Origin of the sequence: Sorangium sp. So ce281 (assembly GCF_051527395.1) — a bacterium.
Classification (GTDB): Bacteria; Myxococcota_A; Polyangia; order Polyangiales; family Polyangiaceae; genus Sorangium; species Sorangium cellulosum_B.
Genome location: NZ_CP150322.1, coordinates 9,452,464 through 9,472,697 on the forward strand (window position 1 = coordinate 9,452,464; position 20,234 = coordinate 9,472,697).

Here is a 20,234-nt window from a genome sequence, read left to right on the forward strand (position 1 = left end):
TCGACTCAGGGCGCGACCTTGATGCCGAGCACGAGCACACCGCCCATGTGCGGCTGACCCGCGACGAAGAAGCTCTCGCCGGCCTTGGCGTTCACCTCGAGCAGGGGCAGGAACGTGGTGCCACCTGGCTTCTGGATGCTCGCGCTGACGACGAAGCGCCTCGGCTCGTCCTTCTTCTTCGCGGCGACCACGTCCTTCAGCGACACCATGAGGACGCTGCCGTTCGGCAGCTTCGTCGTGGTCGGCTTCCCCTTCTGCAGGGTGACCTTCAGCCGCTCGAGGAGCTTGTAGCTGTTGTACGCAGAGAACGGCGGCTTCCCGAGCTCGGGCATCTTGCCGATCTTCGGGTCGATGCCTTTTCCATCGTTCGTCGCGTGGAGGATCACGATCTCGGACGTGACCTCGGCGTCCGAAGGCGCCGCTTGCGGGGGGGCCGGCGCCTTCTCTTGCGCGACGGCAGGGGAAGGGCTCACGCCGAGCGCCAGGACCATCGTCGCGGTGATCGCACTCGCAAGAAATCTCATCACTGTCCTCCCGGACCGTCATCGGAGAGCCAGACCACCGTGGTCGTCGGGCCTGAAGCCACGGCCTCCTGAGGGACGTAAAAGATGGTGCCCATGCGTGCCCCGAAGTCGACCGCGGCGATCTCGACGCCGGGCTCGACCTCCCCCTCGAAGCTCGGCGCGGCGTCCGGCTCCTTCGCCGGCGCCGCGAGCGGCGCGGAGGGCGCCTCGGGCGGCGGGGCGAGCAACGCGGAGGGCGCCGACGTCGTCAGCTCCGCGGTGGGCGTCTCCACGCCCATCTTGCCCCAGACCATCAAGGCGGCGGCCGCCGCCACGGCGAGCGCCGTCAGCGCGAAGATCCCACGCGCGTTGTCGTTCGCCGGCGCTCCCTGGAGCCGCGCCCGAGCGCGGGGCGGCTCGCCCGACGGCGGCGCCGCGAGCGGCCGCGCGGCGCCGCCCCCGTCGCCCCGCGCGGCGCCCGCCTGCCCTTCGAGGAGCTTCGCCATCACCCCATCGGCGATGCCGTCGGCCGCGCTGGAGGCGAGCGCGCTGTCCCGGACCATGTCGGCCGCGGTGACGAGCGCTGCGACCTTCGCCCGGCAGCGCGGGTCGTGGAGCACGTGCTCCTCCACCTGCCGGAGGCGCGCCTCATCGAGCTCACCGTCGACATAGAGCATCAGCTCCAGATCCGTCGGCGGGGCGCTCGCTTCCCCGTGATTCGCCTTGCTGCTGTTGGCGCTGCTCACGCGATCTCCTCCGGGTCCTCTGCTGGGGCCTTGCCCTCTTCCTCCGCGTAACAGTCGGCGAGGGCGCGCTGAAGCTTCTGACGGGCGTGGAACAGGCGGCTCATGATCGTCCCCTTCGAGACCCCCATGGCCTGAGCCATCTCCTCGTACGACATGCCCTCCACCTCCCGCATCAGGATCACGCCTCGGTGGTAGGGCGGCAGCGCGTCGAGCGCGGCCTGGATGCGCCCGGCGATCTCCCGGCGCCGGACGACGTTGAGGGGGTCCGCGCCGTCGATCCGAGCGACGAGCGGGAAGTCGGACTGCTCGTCCGCCACCTGGTTCTCCTGGAGCTCGAGATCGCGGCGTCCCGGCTTCCGCATGAGGTCGATCGCCAGGTTCGTGACGATCCTGTAGAGCCAGGTAAAGAAGGACGAGCCCCCCTGAAAGGAGCCGAGGCCCTTGTAGACCCGGAGGAAGGCGTCCTGCACGAGCTCGCGCGCGTCGTTCTCGTCGCGGACGAGCCCCATCGCGATCGCGAACGCCCTGCGCTGGTGCCGCTCCACGAGCGAGCGGAAAGCCGCCTGGTCCCCCTTCTGCGCCCGCTCGATGAGCTCACGATCTTCCTCCGCTTCCCGCCGCCGTGCCTCGCGGTTGGACGCACGGCCGGAAGCGCTATTCAGGCGCGGGTGGAGCTGCTTCGTTTCGGGGTGGTCGCCCTCCGCGGACAGGTCGTCGCCTTCCGCGTCGACCTCGCCGGGATCACCGGGAGGTGCGACCGGCTCGAGCTCGTCCGGGTGGGAAGGTGCAATGGCCACGGGGTCAGCTTACCTGAGGAGGCTGGGGGACGAGGGAGGTCGCGGAGCAGGCGGCCACGCACGGCGCGCGGCAGCCGGCGGACGTGCCGGGCGGCAGACAGCGGCCGTCCGGCTCACGGCTCATCGGCCTCGTCGCTGAGCTCGGGCAGCTCGCCCAGCGTGAGGCGGACATCGAAGACCCGCTCCAGCCGCGCGACGCGGAGCGTAACGGCCTTGTTCACCCCGGCGATGCTCGCCATCCACCGGAGCTCGTTCGGGTCGGAAATCGCCTTTCCTTCGAAGCCGATGATCACATCGTCCGGCGCGATGCCAGCCCGGTCCGCGGGTCCCCCCGCCACCACGGTCTTCACCCATGCCCCCTTTCGATCGGGGCGCTTGAGCCGCCCCGCCTCGATCGAGTTGAGGACGTCGACGATCACCCCGACCTGGCTCCGCCGGATCTTGCCGTCGCGCAGCAGCATCGGGAGCAGCTGCCGGACCATGTTGATCGGGATCGCAAACCCGATGTTGTTCGCGTTGGCGCGCACGGCCGCGTTGATGCCGACCACCTCGCCCTTGAGGTTCAGGAGCGGGCCGCCGGAGTTGCCGGGGTTGATGCTCGCGTCCGTCTGGAGGAAGTTGAAGTAGCCGCTCGGGTCGAGCCCCTTCACGTCGTCCCGGGTGCGGCCCTTGGCGGAGAGGATGCCCGCCGAGACCGTGTGGGAGAGGCCGAAGGGGTTGCCGATCGCGACCACCCAGTCGCCGACCTCGATGGTGTCCGAGTCGCCCAGGGGGAGCGACGGGAGCCCCTTCTCGTCGACCTTCAGCACAGCGACGTCCGTGTGCTTGTCGCGGCCGATGACGGTCGCCTTGATGTCGCGGCCGTCGACGAAGCTCACGAGGATGTCGGTCGCGCCCTCGATCACGTGGTTGTTCGTCAGCAGGAAGCCCTCTGGATCATAGACGAAGGCGGTCCCGAGCCCCTCGGCGACCGTGCGGCGGCGGCCGCCCGGCTGCTGCCGCTCGACGCGCGCCTTGACCGTCGCGACCGCTGGATCGGCCCTGCGCGCGAGCGGCGCGAAGGAGCCGGGCATGCCCTCGGAGCGGACGATCGGAGGAGGCGGCGGCGCGGGCGGAGGCGGCGGCGCGATCGCCACCGGCACGGCGCCCGAGGGGACGGTGGAGCTGCTTGCGCTGGAAGAGTGGCCGGGAGAGGCCTTGCTGCACGAGGCGACCAGCGAGGCGAGGAGGACCCACAAGAGAGCCCTGGCGCCAACGGTCACGATCGTTTCGAGACCTCGAGGTAGCGCATCCGCAGATCGTAGAGCGCCTGCTCGAGCAACCTCTCCTCGTCGCCCGAGAGGTTCCCCTTCGTCTTCTCCTGGAGGAGCGACAGCAAATCGATGTCCTGATGCGCGAGGATCAGGTTCTGCTCTTCCCTGCCGTCGGGGCTGGGCGCGTCGCCGAGGTGAACGTACGCGGAGCCGATGATCGACAGCACGAAGGTCGAGAAGTCGAGCGTCGGCAGCTCCGGGAGGCTCCCTGGCGGAGGGAGGTCTTCCCGATTCGTCGCGTCGCTCACTCTGCCCCTTCGTCGTCGAGCTCGGGCTCGATCCGCGACCCCTGCGCTGACGCGCCGAGCGCCGGCTGGTCGACGGCGATCCCCTCGGCGTGCTCCTCCAGGTCCTGCAAGCCCGCGAGGTGCACCTCGATGATCCCGGCGCTGAGCGTCCCGCTCGCCAGGAGGCGCTCGCGCACCCGACGATCGAGCTGCAGCTCCGTCAGCTTGCCCTTCTCACCTACGGTCATGATGTGATCTCCTCAGACAACCCACCCGTTCGCGGTGGGCTTATGACGACTTCTTCGAGAGCGTCACGAGCACCCCCCCATCCCCGTGCTCGTGATGGTGGCTGTGATCGTGGTCGTGGTCGTGGTCGTGACCGCAGCAGCCCTCGCCCTCGGAATCCTCGATGCGCTCCTCCAGCTCGGCCTGAGCCTGCGCGATCTCCTCCTCGCTGGCGGCGCGCACGTCCTTGACCTGAACCTGAAAGCGCACCTTCTGGCCTGCCAGAGGGTGATTCGTGTCCACCCGGAAGCCCTCGGGGAGGATCTCGATGACCCGGAGCGCGATCGGCGAACCGTCCGGGCCCTGGGCGACGAACTCGTCGCCGACCTCGACAGCGCCCCCATCGGGGAAATCCGCCTTGTCCACCTCGAAGACGCCGGCGTCATCGCGCTCGCCGAACGCATCTTCCGGCTCGACGGTGATCTCGCGCTGCTCGCCGGCGCGCAGCCCTTCCAGCGCGCGCTCCAGCCCGGGCACGATCTGAGCATAGCCGTGCGTGTAGACGAGCGGCTCCGCGGTCGATGCCTCATCCACCGTCTCTCCGGTTTCGTTGAAGAGGACGTAGGACAGCGTGACGACCGTATCCGTTGCGATGGGCAGCGACTCCATGGGGCGGCGGTTGGTCTGCCACGGCGCTTCCGCGGTTTCAAGCGAGGCGCGCTCACGCGGCAGCATGCTATGAGGACGTCCGATGGCCGATTCCATGGCTCGGGCGACCGGTCACGACCCCCTCGACGCGTCGCCCGCTGCTGCGCAGGCCACCACGGAAGCGGAGCGCCTCCGTCCCGGAGAGGCGGCGCCGGGCGAGACGCGACCGGCCTCGACCGCGCCGGCGCCCCCCGGCGGCGCGGCGGCCCGGGGCCTGCGCGAGGGCGGACCGCGTCCTCGACGTGGGGGAGAGAGCCTGGAGCAGGAGCTCTCCCGGGTAGGCACGAAGCGCTGGCTCGCTCGCCTCGGCGTCCTCGCGACGATCGCAGCGCTCGTCGCGGGGCTCGTCGTCTGGAGGATCCGGACGAGGCCCCCGCCGCCGCCGCGCTACGTCACGGGCGACATCACCACGGGCGACGTGCTCGAAGTGGTCCAGTCGACGGGGCAGGTCAAGCCGCTCACCGAGGTGCAGATCGGCGCCCAGGTCTCGGGGCGAATCACCAAGGTCTACGTGGACTTCAACAGCATCGTGAAGGCCGGCGACGTGCTGGCCGAGATCGATCCGACGCTCTTCGGGGCGCAGATCGACTCGAACCAGGCGCAGATCGCGGCGGCCAGCGCGAGCGTCGTGCGCTCGGAGGCGTCGCTGGGGACCGCCAAGCAGCGGCTCGAGCGCGCGAGGAAGATGGTCGCGGAGGGGGTGGGCTCGCAGGCCGATCTGGACACGGCGCAGGGCGCCTACGACGTCGCGCTCGCCGACCTCGCGGCCTCGAAGGCGCAGGTGGCGCAGCTCAGGGCGGTGCTCCGCTCCTCCACGACGAACCTCCAGTACACGCGCATCTTCTCGCCGATCGACGGGGTCGTCATCAGCCGCGCGATCGACCCCGGGCAGACCGTGGCGGCGAGCTTCCAGGCGCCGACCCTCTTCGTGATCGCCCAGGATCTTCGCAAGATGCGCGTGCTCGCCGACATCGACGAGGCGGACGTCGGGCGGCTCCGTGAGGGCATGACGGCGGACGTGAGCGTCGACGCGTTCCCGGGCGAGACGTTCCGAGGGACGGTGAGCCAGGTGCGCTACAGCCCGTTGAGCCAGTCCGGCGTCGTGACATACGCGGCGGTCGTCGAGGTCGACAACCCCGACATCAAGCTCCGGCCGGGGATGACGGCGACGGTGAGCGTCCGGTCCGCCGAGGCCAAGGGGGTGCGGCGGCTGCCGAACGCGGCGCTCCGGTTCAAGCCCGCCCCGGCGCGGGACAAGGACGGCAAGGAGATCAAGGGGCCGCCCCTCGAGCCGCTCCCGCCGAAGAAGGGCCGAATCTACGTGCTGACCGACGCGACGCCCGGGGCGGAGAAGATCGAGCCGCGCGTCGTCGACGTCGGGATCACCGACGGCATTTTCACCGCGCTCGGGTCCGATCTCGGGCCGCTCAAGGTCGTCACCGACGAGAACGACGATCCGTCCGCGAGCGGCAGGGGGCGCGGCCCTCGGCTGTTCTGAGGCGTGATGCTGCCCCAGAGCCAAGACGTCGCCGCGGCGCCCCGAGACGAACCGCTCATCGAGCTCTCGAGCGTCGGCAAGGACTACACGACCGAGGCCGTCATCGTGAGGGCGCTCCGGCACGTGGATCTGAGCATCCAGCACGGCGATTTCGTCGCGATCGTCGGGCAGAGCGGCTCGGGCAAGAGCACCCTGATGAACATCATCGGGTGCCTGGACCGGCCGACGCAGGGGACGTACCGGCTCGACGGCCTCGACGTCACCCGGCGCAGCAACGACGCGCGCGCGATCGTCAGGAACCGCCTGATCGGGTTCGTCTTCCAGGGCTTCAACCTGCTGCCGCGCACCACGGCGCTCGAGAACGTCGAGCTGCCGCTGGTCTACCGGGGCGTCGGCGCGGCGGAGCGGCGCCAGCGGGCGCTCGAGGCGCTCGGCGCGGTGGGGCTGGCCGAGCGCCTGCACCACACGCCGAACCAGCTCTCGGGCGGGCAGCAGCAGCGCGTCGCCATCGCGCGGGCGCTCGTCACCTCACCGCCGCTGCTCCTCGCCGACGAGCCCACGGGCAACCTCGACACGCGCACGAGCTACGAGGTGCTCGGGCTGCTGCAGCGGCTCAACCGGGGCGGGATCACGATCGTCCTCGTGACGCACGAGCCGGACATCGCCGCCTGCGCGAGCCGCGTGATCACGATGCGCGACGGCGAGATCCGCAGCGATCTCAGGAATGATCGCCCTGTCGACGCGGCCGCGGCGCTCGCCGCGCTGCCGCTCTCCGCGGCGGAGAGCGACGAGCGCTCGCCATGAGCGGCTACCTCGCCGCCGTCCGGATCGCGCTGCGCGCCATCGTCCGCTCGAAGCTCCGCGCCGCCCTGACGGTGCTCGGCATCCTGATCGGGGTCTCGGCCGTGGTGATCGTCGTGGCGCTCGGGACGGGCGTGCGCAACCGCGTCCTGGGCGAGATCTCGGGCATGGGGGCGAGCTCGATCTACATCTTCCCGCAATCGACGCAGGCGTCGGGGCTGAAGCGCCGCGAGAACGCGAGGATGTCGGAGGCCGACGGGATCGCGATCCTGAAGGAGTCGACGAGCGTGGCCGTGCTGAGCCCGTTCAGCTCGACGTCGACGCAGGTCGTTGCCGGAGAGGCCAACGTCGCGACCCAGGTCATGGGCGTGACCCGGAGCTACCTCTCGATCCTCTCGTACAGCGTCGGGGTGGGCGAGGGCTGGACCGAGGCCGACGAGCAGCTCAAGGCGAAGGTCTGCCTGATCGGCGAGACCGTCCGGGAGAACCTGTTCGGCTCGGGCGAGGCCGTGGGCCGGTACATCCGGATCGGCAAGCACCCGTTCCGGGTGATCGGGGTGCTCGCGAAGAAGGGGCAATCGCCCTTCGGCGAGGACCAGGATGACCGGCTGCTCATGCCGATCGGCAGCTTCCGGTCGCGGATCGTGCCGAGCGCGCCGGGCAGGGTGCAGATGCTCGTCGCCGCCGCCACGAGCGAGCGGACCGTCGATCGCGCGGTGGAGCAGATCGACAGGATCCTCCGGCAGCGCCACGGGATCGCGCCCGACGACGAGCCGAATTTCGTGATCCGCACGCAAGCGGAGTTCCGCGCGTCCCAGGAGCGGATCCTGGACACCTTGACGATGCTCCTGTCCTCGATCGCCGCGGTGTCGCTCCTCGTCGGCGGGATCGGCGTCATGAACATCATGCTGGTCAGCGTCACCGAGCGGACGCGCGAGATCGGCATCCGCATGGCGATCGGCGCCTCCGAGGGAGACATCCTCGTCCAGTTCCTTGTCGAGGCCATCACCCTGTCGCTCATCGGCGGCGTGCTCGGGCTCGGCGCGGGGCTCGGCGTCATCGAGGCCCTCGCCGCGACGCTCGGCTGGAACATGACGTTGCCGGCCAGCGCGGTCGTCGTCGCGGTGGGGACGAGCGCGACGATCGGGATCGTCTTCGGGTTCTTCCCGGCCCGCCGCGCGGCCCGTCAGGATCCCATCGCTGCCCTGAGGCACGAATGAGCGCCACGCTCACCCGGGTGTTCTCGGCGGTCGTGATCGCGCTGCGCGCCGTCCGCCGGAACAAGCTCCGCGCCGGGCTCACGATCCTGGGGATCACGATCGGCGTCGCGGCCGTCGTCACCGTCACGGCGCTGGCGAGCGGCGCGCGCGCCAGCGTCAACGCGCAGATCTCGAACCTCGGCTCCAACTCGCTCATCGTCTTCGCCCGCTCCGCCCGCGCCTCGGGCGTCCGCAGCACCGCGGGCGCCAAGCTCTCGGAGCTCGACGGCCAGGCGCTCGCGCGCGAGTCGACGAGCATCCGGCTCGTGGCGCCGTTCCTCAGGTCGAGCGCCCAGGTCATCCACGAGGGCCAGAACGCGAGCCCGACGCTCGTCGGGACGCGCCTGAACTACTTCGAGATCCGGAGCTGGAAGGTCGCGCAGGGAGAGCCGTGGAGCCCCGCCTCGGAGAACCTCTCCGAGAAGGTCGTCGTGATCGGGGCTCAGACCGCGCGCGATCTGTTCGGATCGCTCGATCCGGTCGGCCGGATGGTGCGGATCGGTCGCCAGATGTACCGCGTGCTCGGCGTGCTGGAGGAGAAGGGGGCGTCGCCCTTCGGGCAGAGCCAGGACGAGATCGTGCTGATGCCCATCACCACGATGCGGTCGCACGTCGTCGCCACGCGGCCCGGGGAGGTTCACGCCATCTTGCTGAGCTCGACGTCGGCCGAGACGTCGGAGCGCGCCAGGCAGCAGGCCGAGGCGATCCTCCGCCAGCGGCACCGCATCGGCGAGAACGACGAGGACGACTTCGCCGTCCGGAGCCAGGCGGAGTTCCAGGCCATGCAGGACGCGATCTTCGCGGCGCTCTCGGCGTTGCTCGTCAGCATCGCGGCGGTGTCGCTCGTCGTGGGCGGCATCGGCGTCATGAACATCATGCTGGTCAGCGTCACCGAGCGCACCCGGGAGATCGGCATCCGGATGGCCATCGGCGCCCGGGAGATCGACATCCTGCTGCAGTTCCTGCTCGAGGCGCTCGTGCTCGCCACGCTGGGCGGCATCGTCGGCAGCGCGCTCGGGTACGGCGTCATCTTCGGGTTCTCGCGCGCGCTCGGCTGGCCGATGAGGCTCGAGCCGGCTGCGCTCGCAGTCGCGCTCGGGGTGAGCACGGCGATCGGGATCGTCTTCGGGTTCTTCCCGGCGCGGCGGGCCGCGCGCATGGATCCCGTGAGCGCGCTAGGGCGCGAGTAGCGCGAAGCACGCCGGACCGCGGGCGGTGGCCGGTGGAGGAGGGAGGCGGAGGCGCCGCCGCACGGGCGGCGCGCGCCTCCCGGGATCAGCTCTTCTTCATCAGGTCGGCGAACGTGCCGAACTTGGCCTCGCGCGCGACTCCCGCGCGGTACTGCTGGTACGCCTGCTTCTCGGCGTCCTCCTTGAGGGCGCGGATCGACAGCTTGGCCTCGCCCCGGCGCGGATCCACCTCGATGATCTTCGCGTCGAGCTGGGTCCCGATGGGGAACTCCTTCCGGAGGTCGGTGCCGCGCTGCGTGCCGGTGTGGCCTGCCGGGATGAAGCCGCGAGCCGCTCGCCCCGTGGTGCCGAGCACCCGGACGACGAGCCCTCCTTCCGTCACCTGCGTGACGGACACCTTCACCGCCTTGCCCTGCTGAACACGCTGGCGCGGCTCGCTCTCCTCGCCCTCGGGCGGAGCGGGGTGGAGCCCGATGCGCCGGCCCGCGGCGTCGCAGGTCGCGACGACAACGTCGACGTCGTCGCCGACCTTCACGACCTCGTTCGGGTGCTGGATCGGCTTCATCGAGAGATCGGCCGTGTGGATGAGCCCATCGATGCCCGGCTCGAGCTCGATGAACGCGCCGAACGGCTGCAGGCGAGCGACCTTGCCCTTGTGGCGCGTGCCGACCGCGTACTTCTCCTTCACCGCGTCCCACGGGTCGACCGTGGCGGCCTTGCGGCTCAGCCAGAGCTTGCCCTTGTCGTCGACGCGGAGGACCTTCACGTCGATCTCCGCGCCCGGCTTGAACAGGTCGGCCAGCTTGGCGCCGCGGTCGTGGCTCGCCTCGCTCATGTGGACCAGCCCCTCGACGCCGCCGGCGTCGGGGAGCGCGACGAACACGCCCCACGCGACGACCTTGCGCACGATGCCCTTGTGCAGCGAGCCGGGCTCGATCGACGTGAGCGCCTCGGTGCGCGCCTTCCGGCTCTCCTCTTCGAGCATCTTGCGGCGGGACACGACGATGTCGCGCCCCTTCTTCGCGAACTGGGTCACGCCGAAGTCGAGCCGCTGGCCCACGAGGTAGTTGAGGTCGGCGCCGTGGCGCAGATCGACGTGCGACGCCGGCGCGAAGGCGCGGAGGCCGCCGAGGTCGACCTCGAGCCCGCCCTTCACCGCCCCGGTCACGAACCCCTCGATCGACTCGCCGCTCTGGAGCGCAGCCTCGGCGCGCGCGCGCGCCTGATCGAGCTGCACCGGCGCCCTGGACAGGAGGAGCATGCCTCCGCGCACGCCGGTGCTGGCCACCGTCGCGATGAACTGATCTCCCTCGACGGGCGGCTCTTCCTCGAGGATCTCGCGACGGTCGAACAGCCCCGTCGCCTTCCCGGCGATGTCGATCCAGATGGCGTGGTCGGTGATCTTGCTGACCTTGCCGAACACTTCCTCGCCGATGCTGAAGGCCGGGCGCTCGCGCGGCGGCGGCGCGCCCTGCCCCTTGCGCCGCTTGCGCTTCTCGCCACCGGGCTGCGGCTGCCCGCCCGCCTCGTCGGCCGCGTGCTCCTCCTCGCCCTCCTCTTCTTCTGCCGCGTCGGCCGCCTCCGCGCCGCTGGCCTCGGCCGCCTCAGCGGCCTCGCCCTCGGGCTGGCCGGACTCCTCCGCGCCCTTGCGGCGACGGCGGCGACGACGCTTCTTTCCAGCGCCACCCTCGGTCTGCGCGGCCGCACCGGCCTCTCCGGCCGGCGCGGGCTTCGCAGCCAGCGCCGGCTTCGCGGCCGGCGCGGGCTTCGAAGCCGCCGGAGGGGTCCGCCTGCCGGACGAGAACCCCGGCTTGCGATTGCCGATATCATCCCGCGGCAAGCCTGGAACGCGGTTGCCGATGTTGTCGCCCGGCTGCTCTTCCCACTCGTCGTCGGCGTCACTCGCCGGGGCGGCGCTCGCCGCCGCGGCCGGTGTCGCCTCGGACTGGGCCGAGCTCGCCTGCGGCGGCGCTTCTTCGCCGGGCTCGTGGCTCGCTTCGGTTGGAGGGGTGGACCCCCCTTCATGGGCTTGGGCTGCTTGCTCGGGCGCAGCGTTCGACGACTCGAGCGGGCCGCCCTGGTCGGCCGGAGCTCCCGGCGCGTCCGCCGGCGTGGTGGTATTTTCGTGGGTATTCATCCGCGCCTCGCGCGACAACGCATGCCGATGGGGGCGAAACGTGCTCGCGTTCTCTCCAGCGGCCCCCTCGGTTGAATGGGGGAAGGGGCCGGAACCATATCGTACCCGGGACGTTTACGCGAGAGCCTACCGCATGATGGGCAGGTGCTTGTTGCTCCCCCCGCTCCGATCGATGCGGAGGCCGCCCCCGCTCGCGAGGTTGTGGGCGCTGACCTGGCCGGCCAGCCGCTCCGCCACATCCACGAAAGCGCGCGCGATCGGGCTGCTCGGGGCAGCCTGAACGACCGGCGTGCCGGCGTCGCCCCACTCCCGGATGGCCGGATCCATCGGGATCTGGCCGAGCAGCGGCGCCTCGGCGAACTCGGCGATCTTCTGCCCGCCGCCGGCCCCGAAGAGCTCGTGCCGCTTGCTGCACCCGTCGCACACGAAGTAGCTCTCGTTCTCGACCACGCCGAGCAGGGCGATCCCGACCTTCTGGGCCATCGAGACCGATTTGTACACGTCCTGGAGGGCCACCTCCTGCGGCGTTGTCACGACGATCGCGCCCGTGGTCCTCATCTTCTGGGAAATCGTCAGCGCAATGTCGCCGGTACCGGGCGGAAGATCCAGCACGAGGTAGTCGAGCTCACCCCATTCCACGTCGCGCATGAACTGGATCAGGGCGTTCTGGAGCATCGGCCCGCGCCAGACGACCGCCGATCTCGGATCTTCCAGCAGGAAGCCGATCGACATGAGCTTCACGCCGAAGCGCTCGAGCGGCAGGAACTTCTGCCCATCGGCCGACGTCGGGCGGCCCATCACGCCGAGCATGGTCGGGACGCTCGGCCCGTACATGTCCGCGTCGAGGAGGCCGACCTTGGCCCCCTCGCGGCTGAGCGCCAGGGTGAGGTTCGCGGCGACCGTGCTCTTGCCGACGCCGCCCTTGCCGCTCATCACGAGGATGATGTTCCGCACGCCCGGGGACGGGTCGTCCTGAAGGATGGTGCGCGCGGGGATGCCGATGTCCCACGCGATCCGGACGCCCTTCGCGCCGGCGCCCTTCAGCGCCGCCTCGATGTCCGCCGCGAGCCGCTGCTTGAAGTAGCTGGTCAGCTCGACGGTGAGCGAGACGGCCTCGCCCTCGACCGAGAGCTCCCGGACGCGACCGAGGTCGGTGATGGGGCGCTGGAGGTCCGGCGCGATGACCTTTGCCAGCGCGGCGAGCGCGGCGTCCTTCGTGATGGGCATGGGGCGAAGGAGTTAGGACTGCTCGGGATTCCCGTCAACCGGCGAGCGCGGCGTCGCCGCGGGCGCTCGCTCTGGCCTGGCCGGGCGCGGCGCGACACAGGCCGTTCCTGCGCCCGGCCGGCGCCGTCACCAGCAGGTGGCGACCTTGGAATCGGGGTCGCCGCGATCGAGCTGGCGCGACGGCAGGTAGCACCGCGAGTCCACGCAGTCCCCGCTCGAGTTCTGCTCGACGCACACGCACGCGCCGACGAGCCCGCTGGGCGACTTCGGGCAGACCTCCGCCGCGTTCTCCGCGGTGCACCGGATGGGGAGCGCCGCGTCCAGACACGCCCGCTCGCCGCGCAGCGTGGTGGTGCACTCCATCGTGGAATCCGCGTCGCCGCAGTCGGTGTCGTTGCGGCACGGCTCGCAGAAGTTGCCCTTGCCGGTGCAGGCGCCGAACCGCGGGATGCACGCGCCCTCGTCGCACCGGTAGTCCAGGTCGCAGTCGGAGTCCGCGCTGCAAGACCTGGCGCACCGGAGCTCGCCGTCGATCGCGACGCAGCGCTGCTCCGCGGCGAACGAGCAGTCGAAATCGGTGCTGCACGGCGCGCACTGGGTGCGCTTGACGCAGGTGCTGCGCAGCAGGCACACCGGGCCCTCGACATAGGTGTTGCCGTCCCCGAACGTGGACGGGTCGATGCACTCCTCATCGGTCTCACCGCAGAAGCCGTTATCCCCCTTGTTCGTGCCGCAGATCGCGTGAGGATCGCGGGACACGGCGCACTCGAAGCCGCCGGGGCAGTCCGCATCGCCCATGCAGTGCGGCATCGTGCAGTAGGCCTCGGCGTCGCCCTGTCCCTTGCCAAGGCACTCCAGGCCGAGCGAGGTGCACTGGTCGGGAGAGCAGGCCGGGACGACGCAGGCGCTGCCGTCGCTGCACTTGCCGGCGGAGCAGGCGGGGTCGTCGCCGCACCGCTCCGTGTCGCGCTGGCACTCGCCTGGGTTCCCGTTGCATTGGATCGGGTTGCACGGCGTCTCGTCGGGGCAGCGCCCGAACTGGCCGCACTCGGTGCCGAATGGACAGGGCGCACCGAAGCCCACCATCTTCTCCTTCTGCGTGCAGACCAGGATCTCGACCTTCGTGTCGTCCTCCTCGGCCGGCGCACAGTCCTGGATGCCTGGATTACATTCGCGGTGGCTGCTGCACCTGAGCACGCAGCGGTTGCCGACGCAGGTGTTGCCCTCCAGGCAGAGCTCTGGCTTGCATTTGCCCTCGCAGACGCCGTCGACGATGACCCCCCCGAAGCATTTGTCCTGTGGCGTGCCCGACGAGCATGCGCCGCTCGCGATGGCCGCCCCGCTCGCCAGGCAGCACAGCATCAGGAAGGCGTGGATACTACGGAGACGGGGCCGACGGGCGCTGTGAGAAGCGACAACCTGCTGCATAGGACCTCAGCGCGGGAAACACCCGCGGATCGGGGCAGGCACGGCGGGCCTGGCCGGAGATTGCGGAAACGCGCTCCCGAGCGAAGCGGCGACGCCAAGGTTGCCCTTGACGCCCCCCGTGCCGCCCAGAAGAATGAGCACTCCTACACCATACTTCAGGCGGTGGCATCATGCGAATCGACGCGGTTCTCGGTGGGATGGGCCTTTTCGTCGTGGCGGCTCTAGGGCTCGTCGGCTGCGCAGAAGAGGATCCCATTCCTGCTCCTCCTTTTCCCGAGGGGACGGGTCAAGCAGCGAACGCTCGATATCCGGCTGGGCCGTATGGGGTGAGCCTCCACCGGGTGATCGCGAACTATCAGTTCGTCGGGTACGCCAACGCCGCCGAACACAACGACACGATGCAGCCGATTCAGCTCGCCGATTTCTACAACCCGACCGGGACGGAGGTCTTTCCGGAAGGCTCGCTTTACGGCGCGGGAGAGCCGAAGCCGAAGGTGCTGCTGATCGACGTCTCGTCCGTATGGTGCGGCCCCTGCAAAATCGAGGCAGAGTCCGTCCTGCCCGAGCTCTACAAGAAGTATCAACCCCAGGGCGGCGAGTTCCTTGTTCAGCTCGCAGACGGAAGGACCCCGGGCGAGGCGGCGGTCCCGAACGACCTGTACCGCTGGACGACCCGGTACGACGTGCAGTACCCGTCGGCGATCGACCCTTCGTACAAGCTCGGCGCGCTTTTCCAGGCCGACGCGTTCCCGGCGAACATGATCGTCAGGACGCAGGACATGACGATCATGGAGATCGTCGCTGGCGTACCCGAGGTGAACAGCAATTTCTGGCGAACCTTTGAGAAGATCATGAACGGCGAGCTCTGAACGAGCTTCGCCGTGCGCGCCTCGTCGAACCACCGGTCGGCGCGCGTGTAGCGAGAATCTGCCAGGGCGCCGCAGAGGGCGCCCGCGACGTTGAGCCCTCATGCCGGTCGGCCGCTCAGGCCGGCCCCTTCGCGATGGAAACCCAATGAACCGAAAAACCCGCTGCGCGCTCTCGCTGGCGTCGATTGTCCTCGGCCTCGCTACCACCTCGTGCGGAGCAGCCTCAGGCGGCCCATCGGCGAGCCGGGCGCCGGATTTCTCGCTCCCCGCCCTCGACGGCAAGACGGTCAGGCTCTCGGACCATGCCGGCAAGAGCGTGGTGCTCATCGACTTCTGGTCGACCACCTGCGATCCGTGCCTGGCGGAGATGCCCCACCTCGTCGAGCTCTACAAGAAGCACAGGGACAAGGGGTTCGTCGTGCTCGCCGTGTCGCTCGACGGACCGGAGTCGCGGGCGCAGGTGAGCAGCACGGTCCACGACAGGGAGATGATCTTCCCTGTGCTCCTCGACGAGGAGACGACCGTGGCCGCCAAGTACAATCCGAAGCGCGAGCTTCCGTTCTCCGTGCTCATCGGCCGAGACGGCTCGATTCTTCACAAGCGCGGCGGGTACCAGCCCGGCGACGAGGCGGCGCTCACCGAGCAGGTCGAGAAGGCGCTTGGCCTGTAGCGCCGGGGCGGCCGTCTGCGCGTGCTTTCGGCGCGATCGGCGGCTCGCTCGCTCCACGGCGCCGAGGTCCATGGTAGAGATCGGGCGGTGCGCAGCCCGCTCCGCCTCGTCCGTTCCTGCCTGACAGCGACGTTCGTCCTCGCGGCCTCGCCGGCGGCGGCGGTCGATCTCCCGAACGTCGGCGGCGAACCGAGCTCGCTCGATGTCGTGAACACCGCGGCCATCAGCTACCACTTCGACAACCGCAACGACGATGGCCGCTATCCTTCGCGCTATCTCGACGACAACTACGGAGAGATCGTCGATCGGCTCGACGCCCAGCTCAACTGGTGGCGCCTGCAGCTCGGTATGCGGCTCAACGGCTCTTTCTACGTGCCCAGGCCCTCGGCGACCGACATCGATCTGCAGCGGAAGGTCCTGAACAAAGAGGTCTCGTTCGAGCTGGACGACGCCGCGCGGGAGCTCCACTCCCGGTATTTGACGACGGTCTACCCGGCGAAGCTCTGGCTTACCTACACGCAGCCGGGCATCGAGGCCACGGTCGGCGACTTCTACGCGCAGCTCGGGCGCGGCCTCGTCTTCAGCGTGCGGAAGATGGACGAGCTGGCCATCGACACGACCGTGAGGGGCGGCAGGCTCGTGCTCGACAAGGATTTCCAGCTGTTCAGGCTGGAGGCCACCGCCTTCGCCGGACAGATGAACCCCCTGCGCGTCGACGACGCGAGCGGCAGGCGGCTCCACGGGGACGGGTCGCCGCTCTTCTTCGGCTTCCCTGGCGCAAGCGACCTGGCCACAATCGACTTCAACAAAAACAATCGACCTTACAACGCGATCGAGGGGGCCCGGCCGAACTACCTGGAGGACACCGTGCTCGGCGGACGCCTGGAGGCGGGTGTGAAGGGCGTCGAGCTCGCAGCGAACGGCGCGCTGCTGCTGCGCAAGTCATATACCGAGGAGTTCAACCGATGCGTGGCCGCGGCCCAGCTCATTGAGGACGCCGATGTGCGCAGGGCGCAGCAACGCCTGTGCGCCGGTGAGTTCCCTGAGTTCGTCAGCAACCCCCCCGAGCGGCAGCGCAACACGATCCGCACCTTCAGCGGCTCGGTGAGTATTCCGTCTATCGCGGAGCGCGGGGACGTCTACGTCGAGGTGGCCGGTCAGCAGCTCCGCAGCGGTCGCCCCAGCCGGGATGGTGAGCAGGCAAGGGACATATCTGGCTACGCGGTCTATCTGGCGGCGAACGGGCGCGGAGGTCCGCTCGCCGTCGCCCTCGAAGGGAAGCACTACCGGCGATTTTTCCCGCTCTCGGCCAACGTCGACGTCTCCCCGCTGTCGAACCCGGGGTTCAACGCGCCGGAGTTCGAAGGCGTGGCGTACAACCAGCCTCCGACGGCGGAGCCCATCTACGTCGAGCCGATCGGGTCCCCCAATGTCTGCGTAACGGGCGGTCGCGCCCGCGTGGACTACCGCTTCAACCGGAGCGCGGCCATTTACGCCTGGCTCGGACGCTATGTGAGCTTCTCGGAACGCCGTGACAACATCGACTGCGACACGGCGGATAGCTTTCGGACCGACACCTGGGATACCGCGGCAGGCGCCGAGATCGACTTCGATGGCCGCCGCTCGCACGTGCGCGCCTGGACTGGAGTTCGGCAATCCGATGCGGCCGACACCGGCGACGTCTTCTACAGCGAAGGCTACGTCCGGTACGACATCGTGAAGCACCTCGCCGGCGCGTTCTCCCTCCAGGCACAGGGCAACAGCCGCCGCCGTTACAGGCCAGAAAATTTCGAATCGTCCTGGGTCGAAGGGGACAACTACGTCGCGCTCCAGTGGTCACCCCATCTCGCGGCGATGTTCGGCTACGAGTACACCTCACAGCCTGGGTGTGCGCCCGGCAAGGGCAACGAGCTCTGCCATTACTTCAACGGGGGACTTCAGTGGAAAGCCGGGTCGAGGGAGACAGTGCTCGACCAGGTCATCGACACCGTGCAGCTCTTCGTCGGACAGCGGCGCGCGGGCCTGCGTTGCGTTTCGGGCGTGTGCCGGAATTTCCCACCGTTCGAGGGGGCGCGGCTCGAGCTCGTCTCGAAATTCTGAGCGACCGGGCCGCCGCGAGCGCCATACCGGCAACGCTCAGAACGCCGCAAGGATCTCGCAGGCCACCGAGGTCCTGACCTGGGGCTCGGCGTCGGCGAGGAGCGATGCGGCGCGCGGGATCTCGCCGAGCGCGACCAAACCCGCCCCCGCCGCCTCGCGCACCGGGATCTCGCGGGATCGGACGTCGCGCTCCAGCAGCGGCACGACCGCGCGGATCCCTGCCCGTGCGAGGGCTCCCCGCGCGAGCACCGCGCGCGTCGACGTCCCCGCGGCGAGCTTCATCAGCCAAGCGACAGCCGCGGAGCGCTCGCGCGCCGCGACGTCCCGCGGCGCGGCGTCGACGTGGCGGCTATGGACGGCGAAGACCACGGCCTCATCCGGATCGCCCTGCGCCTCGATGAGCGCAGATCGCACCGCCGGGTCCTGGAGCGGCGCCGAGAGGATGGCGTAGACGCGATCCCGGCTCTGGCTGGAGCGGATGGAGCCGATGAGGACGGAGACCGCTTCGCCGGCGCCCTCGCCTCCCGCGCGGACCAGCGCGCGCGCGGCGGAGATCGCGGGCGCGCCGCGCTGGGTGGAGATCGCCCAGCGCAGCTGCGCGCGCCCGCCGCCGTCCAGCGCGCGCGACGTCGCCCACGCTTCGGCGATCGCCTCGCGCCCGGGTTCATCCGCGAGGGTCCAGACATCGCGCAGCGCCAGCACGATCTCCTGACCGCCGATCGCCCCGGCGGCGCGAATCGCCAGCGTCCGCGCGAGCGGGTAAGGATCGAGCCGCGCCGCCTCGAGCAGCGCTTCCCGATCGCTCGGGTCCGCTGCCGCGGCGGCGGCGCGAAGCGCCGAGACGCGGACCTCCTGATCTCCGTCGAGCATCCGCGAGCGGCGCACCGCGCCGTCCTCGGCTGTGATGAGCGCCCGCGTCTCCAGCGCGCGGAGCGCCGTGTCCTTGCCGGGGTATCTCCCGGCCGCCGCGTCGCTCGCGTACCGCTTCACGCTCTCCGGGTCGGTGAGCCCCGCCTCGAGGAGGATCATCGCTGCGGCGGTCGCGATCGCGTCCGAGCCCGCGGCGCGCTCGGCGAGCGCGTCCTCAAGCGCGCGCGCGCACGTCCGGAGCTCGCGCAGCCGATCGGCCCCCGATGGCGGCGTCGCGCGCGCGATCTCCCCCTGCGCGACCGCGCGGGCGATCGCTCGTGCGCCCTCGGCGTCCAGCGTGCCGCGGCGGAGCTCGTCGCTCAACGTGCGGCGCAGCTCGTCGAACCTGCCCGCCTCGGCTGCCCGCAGGGAGGCCGAGCTCGCGCAGCCGGTGACGGCGGCGAACGAGAGGAGGCCGGCGAGGATCGACCGGGAGAGCACGCGGCGCATGACGCGCCTCTTACCGCGCCGAAGTTCGCGTTCGAAGCCCCTTCGGCTCGACCACCCGGGGATTCCGTTTTATAGGGCGGTCACATTCCGGCACCATGCGTATCGACGTCATCGTCAACACCACGGCGCGCCGGTACCGGGCGAGGCCGTCGCTCATCGACCGCATGGCGGCCGCGTGCGCTGGCGCGGCGGAGCTCCACCCGACCTCGAACGTCGCGGAGCTCGCGGAGGTCTGCGAGCGGCTCGCCCGGCGACGCACGGATCTCGTCGCGCTCTCGGGTGGCGACGGCAGCTTCATGGCCGGCGTCACGGCCCTCGCGCGCGCCTTCGGCGAGCGCTCGCTGCCGCCTCTTGTCCTGCTGCCAGGCGGCACCGTGGCGACCGTCGCGCGGAACTGGGGCATGACCGGAGATCCGGCTGTGCTCCTCGCGCGGACGGTCAACGAGGTTCGCGGCCTCCCGAGCGGCGCGGCCATCCATGGCGCCGTCCGCCGGCCCACCCTGCGCGTGCGCGCGACGACCCGCAGCGGCGTCGAGGAGCGCATCGGCTTCATCTTCGGCACCGGGCTCGTGGCCAGCTTCTTCGATGTCTACTACGAGCGCGGAGGCGACGGCTACGGCGCCGCTGCGCGCATCGTGGCGCGGGTGTTCATCGAGTCCTTCTACGGCGGCGCCCACGCGCGCCGCGTCCTCGACCCGCTGCCCTGCACGATCGACGTGGAGGGGCGGCAGCTCGCCCCACGCGCCTGGTCGCTCATCTGCTCGTCTGCAGTGCGTGACCTCGGGATCCACATGCTGGTCACCTACCGGGCAGGCGAGGATCTCGATCGCCCTCACCTCGTCGCCAGCGCCCTGTCCCCTCGAGAGCTCGGGCCGCGCGCTCCGCTCGTCCTCGCGGGCCGCCGGATCGGCGGCAGGGACCACTTCGACGACCTCGTCCAAGATTTCACGGTCCGGTTCGGCGCCGAGACCAGCGCGACCTCGCCCGGCGACGGCCCCTACATCCTCGACGGCGATCCCCTCCGAGCGAGCGAAATCCGGGTCTCCGCCGGGCCAGCCATCGACGTCCTCTCCCTGCGCCCCTGAGTCCGCGCGCTCGCCGACGCCCTGCGCCGATCCGTCGGCGAGCCGGCTGCCGCATCGCATGACGGAATCATGACCAGCGTCGTGAGCCCCAG

General features: G+C 70.3%; 19 protein-coding genes. 8 read left to right on the plus strand and 11 right to left on the minus strand.

What is annotated here, in order from left to right; translation table 11 throughout:
• Positions 1 to 5 precede the first annotated feature (5 nt).
• The 7 genes from WMF27_RS35865 to WMF27_RS35895 form a co-directional block, all read right to left on the minus strand.
• Positions 6 to 524: a hypothetical protein gene (locus tag WMF27_RS35865; RefSeq protein ID WP_437764374.1), complete on the minus strand. Its 519-nt coding sequence runs from the start codon at positions 522 to 524 to the stop codon at positions 6 to 8.
• Positions 524 to 1,249 carry an anti-sigma factor family protein gene (locus WMF27_RS35870; protein ID WP_437764373.1) on the minus strand — a complete coding sequence of 242 codons (726 nt, stop codon included), beginning with the start codon at positions 1,247 to 1,249 and terminating at the stop codon, positions 524 to 526. The genes WMF27_RS35865 and WMF27_RS35870 overlap by 1 nt, the downstream gene beginning before the upstream one ends.
• A complete protein-coding gene (locus WMF27_RS35875) occupies positions 1,246 to 2,046 on the minus strand; it encodes a sigma-70 family RNA polymerase sigma factor (protein ID WP_437764372.1) in 801 nt (266 codons plus the stop codon). Before WMF27_RS35875 ends, WMF27_RS35870 begins: the two co-directional genes overlap by 4 nt.
• A 113-nt stretch (positions 2,047 to 2,159) precedes the next feature.
• The gene (locus WMF27_RS35880; RefSeq protein ID WP_437764371.1) at positions 2,160 to 3,308 is read right to left on the minus strand and encodes a S1C family serine protease; all 1,149 of its coding nucleotides are present in this window, start codon (positions 3,306 to 3,308) and stop codon (positions 2,160 to 2,162) included.
• Positions 3,305 to 3,607: a DUF1844 domain-containing protein gene (locus tag WMF27_RS35885; RefSeq protein WP_437764370.1), complete on the minus strand. Its 303-nt coding sequence runs from the start codon at positions 3,605 to 3,607 to the stop codon at positions 3,305 to 3,307. The genes WMF27_RS35880 and WMF27_RS35885 overlap by 4 nt, the downstream gene beginning before the upstream one ends.
• The gene (locus WMF27_RS35890) at positions 3,604 to 3,834 is read right to left on the minus strand and encodes a hypothetical protein (protein WP_437764369.1); all 231 of its coding nucleotides are present in this window, start codon (positions 3,832 to 3,834) and stop codon (positions 3,604 to 3,606) included. The genes WMF27_RS35885 and WMF27_RS35890 overlap by 4 nt, the downstream gene beginning before the upstream one ends.
• Before the next feature lie 40 nt (positions 3,835 to 3,874).
• A complete protein-coding gene (locus tag WMF27_RS35895) occupies positions 3,875 to 4,546 on the minus strand; it encodes an FKBP-type peptidyl-prolyl cis-trans isomerase (protein ID WP_437764368.1) in 672 nt (223 codons plus the stop codon).
• 16 nt (positions 4,547 to 4,562) lie between these two features.
• Here WMF27_RS35895 and WMF27_RS35900 point away from each other — a divergent pair, with 16 nt between their 5' ends.
• From WMF27_RS35900 to WMF27_RS35915, 4 genes are read left to right on the plus strand one after another with little or no spacing between them, the layout of a single operon-like run.
• Positions 4,563 to 6,017 carry an efflux RND transporter periplasmic adaptor subunit gene (locus WMF27_RS35900; protein WP_437764367.1) on the plus strand — a complete coding sequence of 485 codons (1,455 nt, stop codon included), beginning with the start codon at positions 4,563 to 4,565 and terminating at the stop codon, positions 6,015 to 6,017.
• A gap of 6 nt (positions 6,018 to 6,023) precedes the next feature.
• Positions 6,024 to 6,821, plus strand: a complete 798-nt coding sequence (locus tag WMF27_RS35905; protein WP_437764366.1) for an ABC transporter ATP-binding protein — start codon at positions 6,024 to 6,026, stop codon at positions 6,819 to 6,821.
• Positions 6,818 to 8,038: an ABC transporter permease gene (locus tag WMF27_RS35910; RefSeq protein WP_437764365.1), complete on the plus strand. Its 1,221-nt coding sequence runs from the start codon at positions 6,818 to 6,820 to the stop codon at positions 8,036 to 8,038. Before WMF27_RS35905 ends, WMF27_RS35910 begins: the two co-directional genes overlap by 4 nt.
• The gene (locus WMF27_RS35915) at positions 8,035 to 9,267 is read left to right on the plus strand and encodes an ABC transporter permease (protein WP_437764364.1); all 1,233 of its coding nucleotides are present in this window, start codon (positions 8,035 to 8,037) and stop codon (positions 9,265 to 9,267) included. Before WMF27_RS35910 ends, WMF27_RS35915 begins: the two co-directional genes overlap by 4 nt.
• Before the next feature lie 85 nt (positions 9,268 to 9,352).
• Here the strand turns inward: WMF27_RS35915 and WMF27_RS35920 are convergent, their stop codons facing one another.
• The 3 genes from WMF27_RS35920 to WMF27_RS35930 form a co-directional block, all read right to left on the minus strand.
• On the minus strand, positions 9,353 to 11,404 hold the full coding sequence (locus WMF27_RS35920; RefSeq protein ID WP_437764363.1) for a S1 RNA-binding domain-containing protein: 2,052 nt from the start codon (positions 11,402 to 11,404) through the stop codon (positions 9,353 to 9,355).
• A 126-nt stretch (positions 11,405 to 11,530) separates the two neighbouring features.
• Positions 11,531 to 12,631 carry a P-loop NTPase gene (locus WMF27_RS35925; RefSeq protein WP_437764362.1) on the minus strand — a complete coding sequence of 367 codons (1,101 nt, stop codon included), beginning with the start codon at positions 12,629 to 12,631 and terminating at the stop codon, positions 11,531 to 11,533.
• 126 nt (positions 12,632 to 12,757) lie between these two features.
• The gene (locus tag WMF27_RS35930) at positions 12,758 to 13,993 is read right to left on the minus strand and encodes a hypothetical protein (protein ID WP_437764361.1); all 1,236 of its coding nucleotides are present in this window, start codon (positions 13,991 to 13,993) and stop codon (positions 12,758 to 12,760) included.
• 407 nt (positions 13,994 to 14,400) lie between these two features.
• Between WMF27_RS35930 and WMF27_RS35935 the strand changes: the two genes are divergently transcribed.
• The 3 genes from WMF27_RS35935 (at position 14,401) to WMF27_RS35945 (ending at position 17,698) form a co-directional block, all read left to right on the plus strand.
• The gene (locus WMF27_RS35935; RefSeq protein WP_437764360.1) at positions 14,401 to 14,928 is read left to right on the plus strand and encodes a TlpA disulfide reductase family protein; all 528 of its coding nucleotides are present in this window, start codon (positions 14,401 to 14,403) and stop codon (positions 14,926 to 14,928) included.
• A gap of 145 nt (positions 14,929 to 15,073) precedes the next feature.
• Positions 15,074 to 15,598, plus strand: a complete 525-nt coding sequence (locus WMF27_RS35940) for a peroxiredoxin family protein (RefSeq protein WP_437764359.1) — start codon at positions 15,074 to 15,076, stop codon at positions 15,596 to 15,598.
• 87 nt (positions 15,599 to 15,685) lie between these two features.
• Positions 15,686 to 17,698 carry a hypothetical protein gene (locus WMF27_RS35945; protein WP_437764358.1) on the plus strand — a complete coding sequence of 671 codons (2,013 nt, stop codon included), beginning with the start codon at positions 15,686 to 15,688 and terminating at the stop codon, positions 17,696 to 17,698.
• Between the two features lie 36 nt (positions 17,699 to 17,734).
• Here the strand turns inward: WMF27_RS35945 and WMF27_RS35950 are convergent, their stop codons facing one another.
• Positions 17,735 to 19,057, minus strand: coding sequence for a hypothetical protein (locus tag WMF27_RS35950; RefSeq protein WP_437764357.1), 1,323 nt, complete (start codon positions 19,055 to 19,057; stop codon positions 17,735 to 17,737).
• Positions 19,058 to 19,152: 95 nt separating this feature from the next.
• Between WMF27_RS35950 and WMF27_RS35955 the strand changes: the two genes are divergently transcribed.
• The gene (locus WMF27_RS35955; RefSeq protein ID WP_437764356.1) at positions 19,153 to 20,142 is read left to right on the plus strand and encodes a diacylglycerol kinase family protein; all 990 of its coding nucleotides are present in this window, start codon (positions 19,153 to 19,155) and stop codon (positions 20,140 to 20,142) included.
• Positions 20,143 to 20,234: the final 92 nt, after the last annotated feature.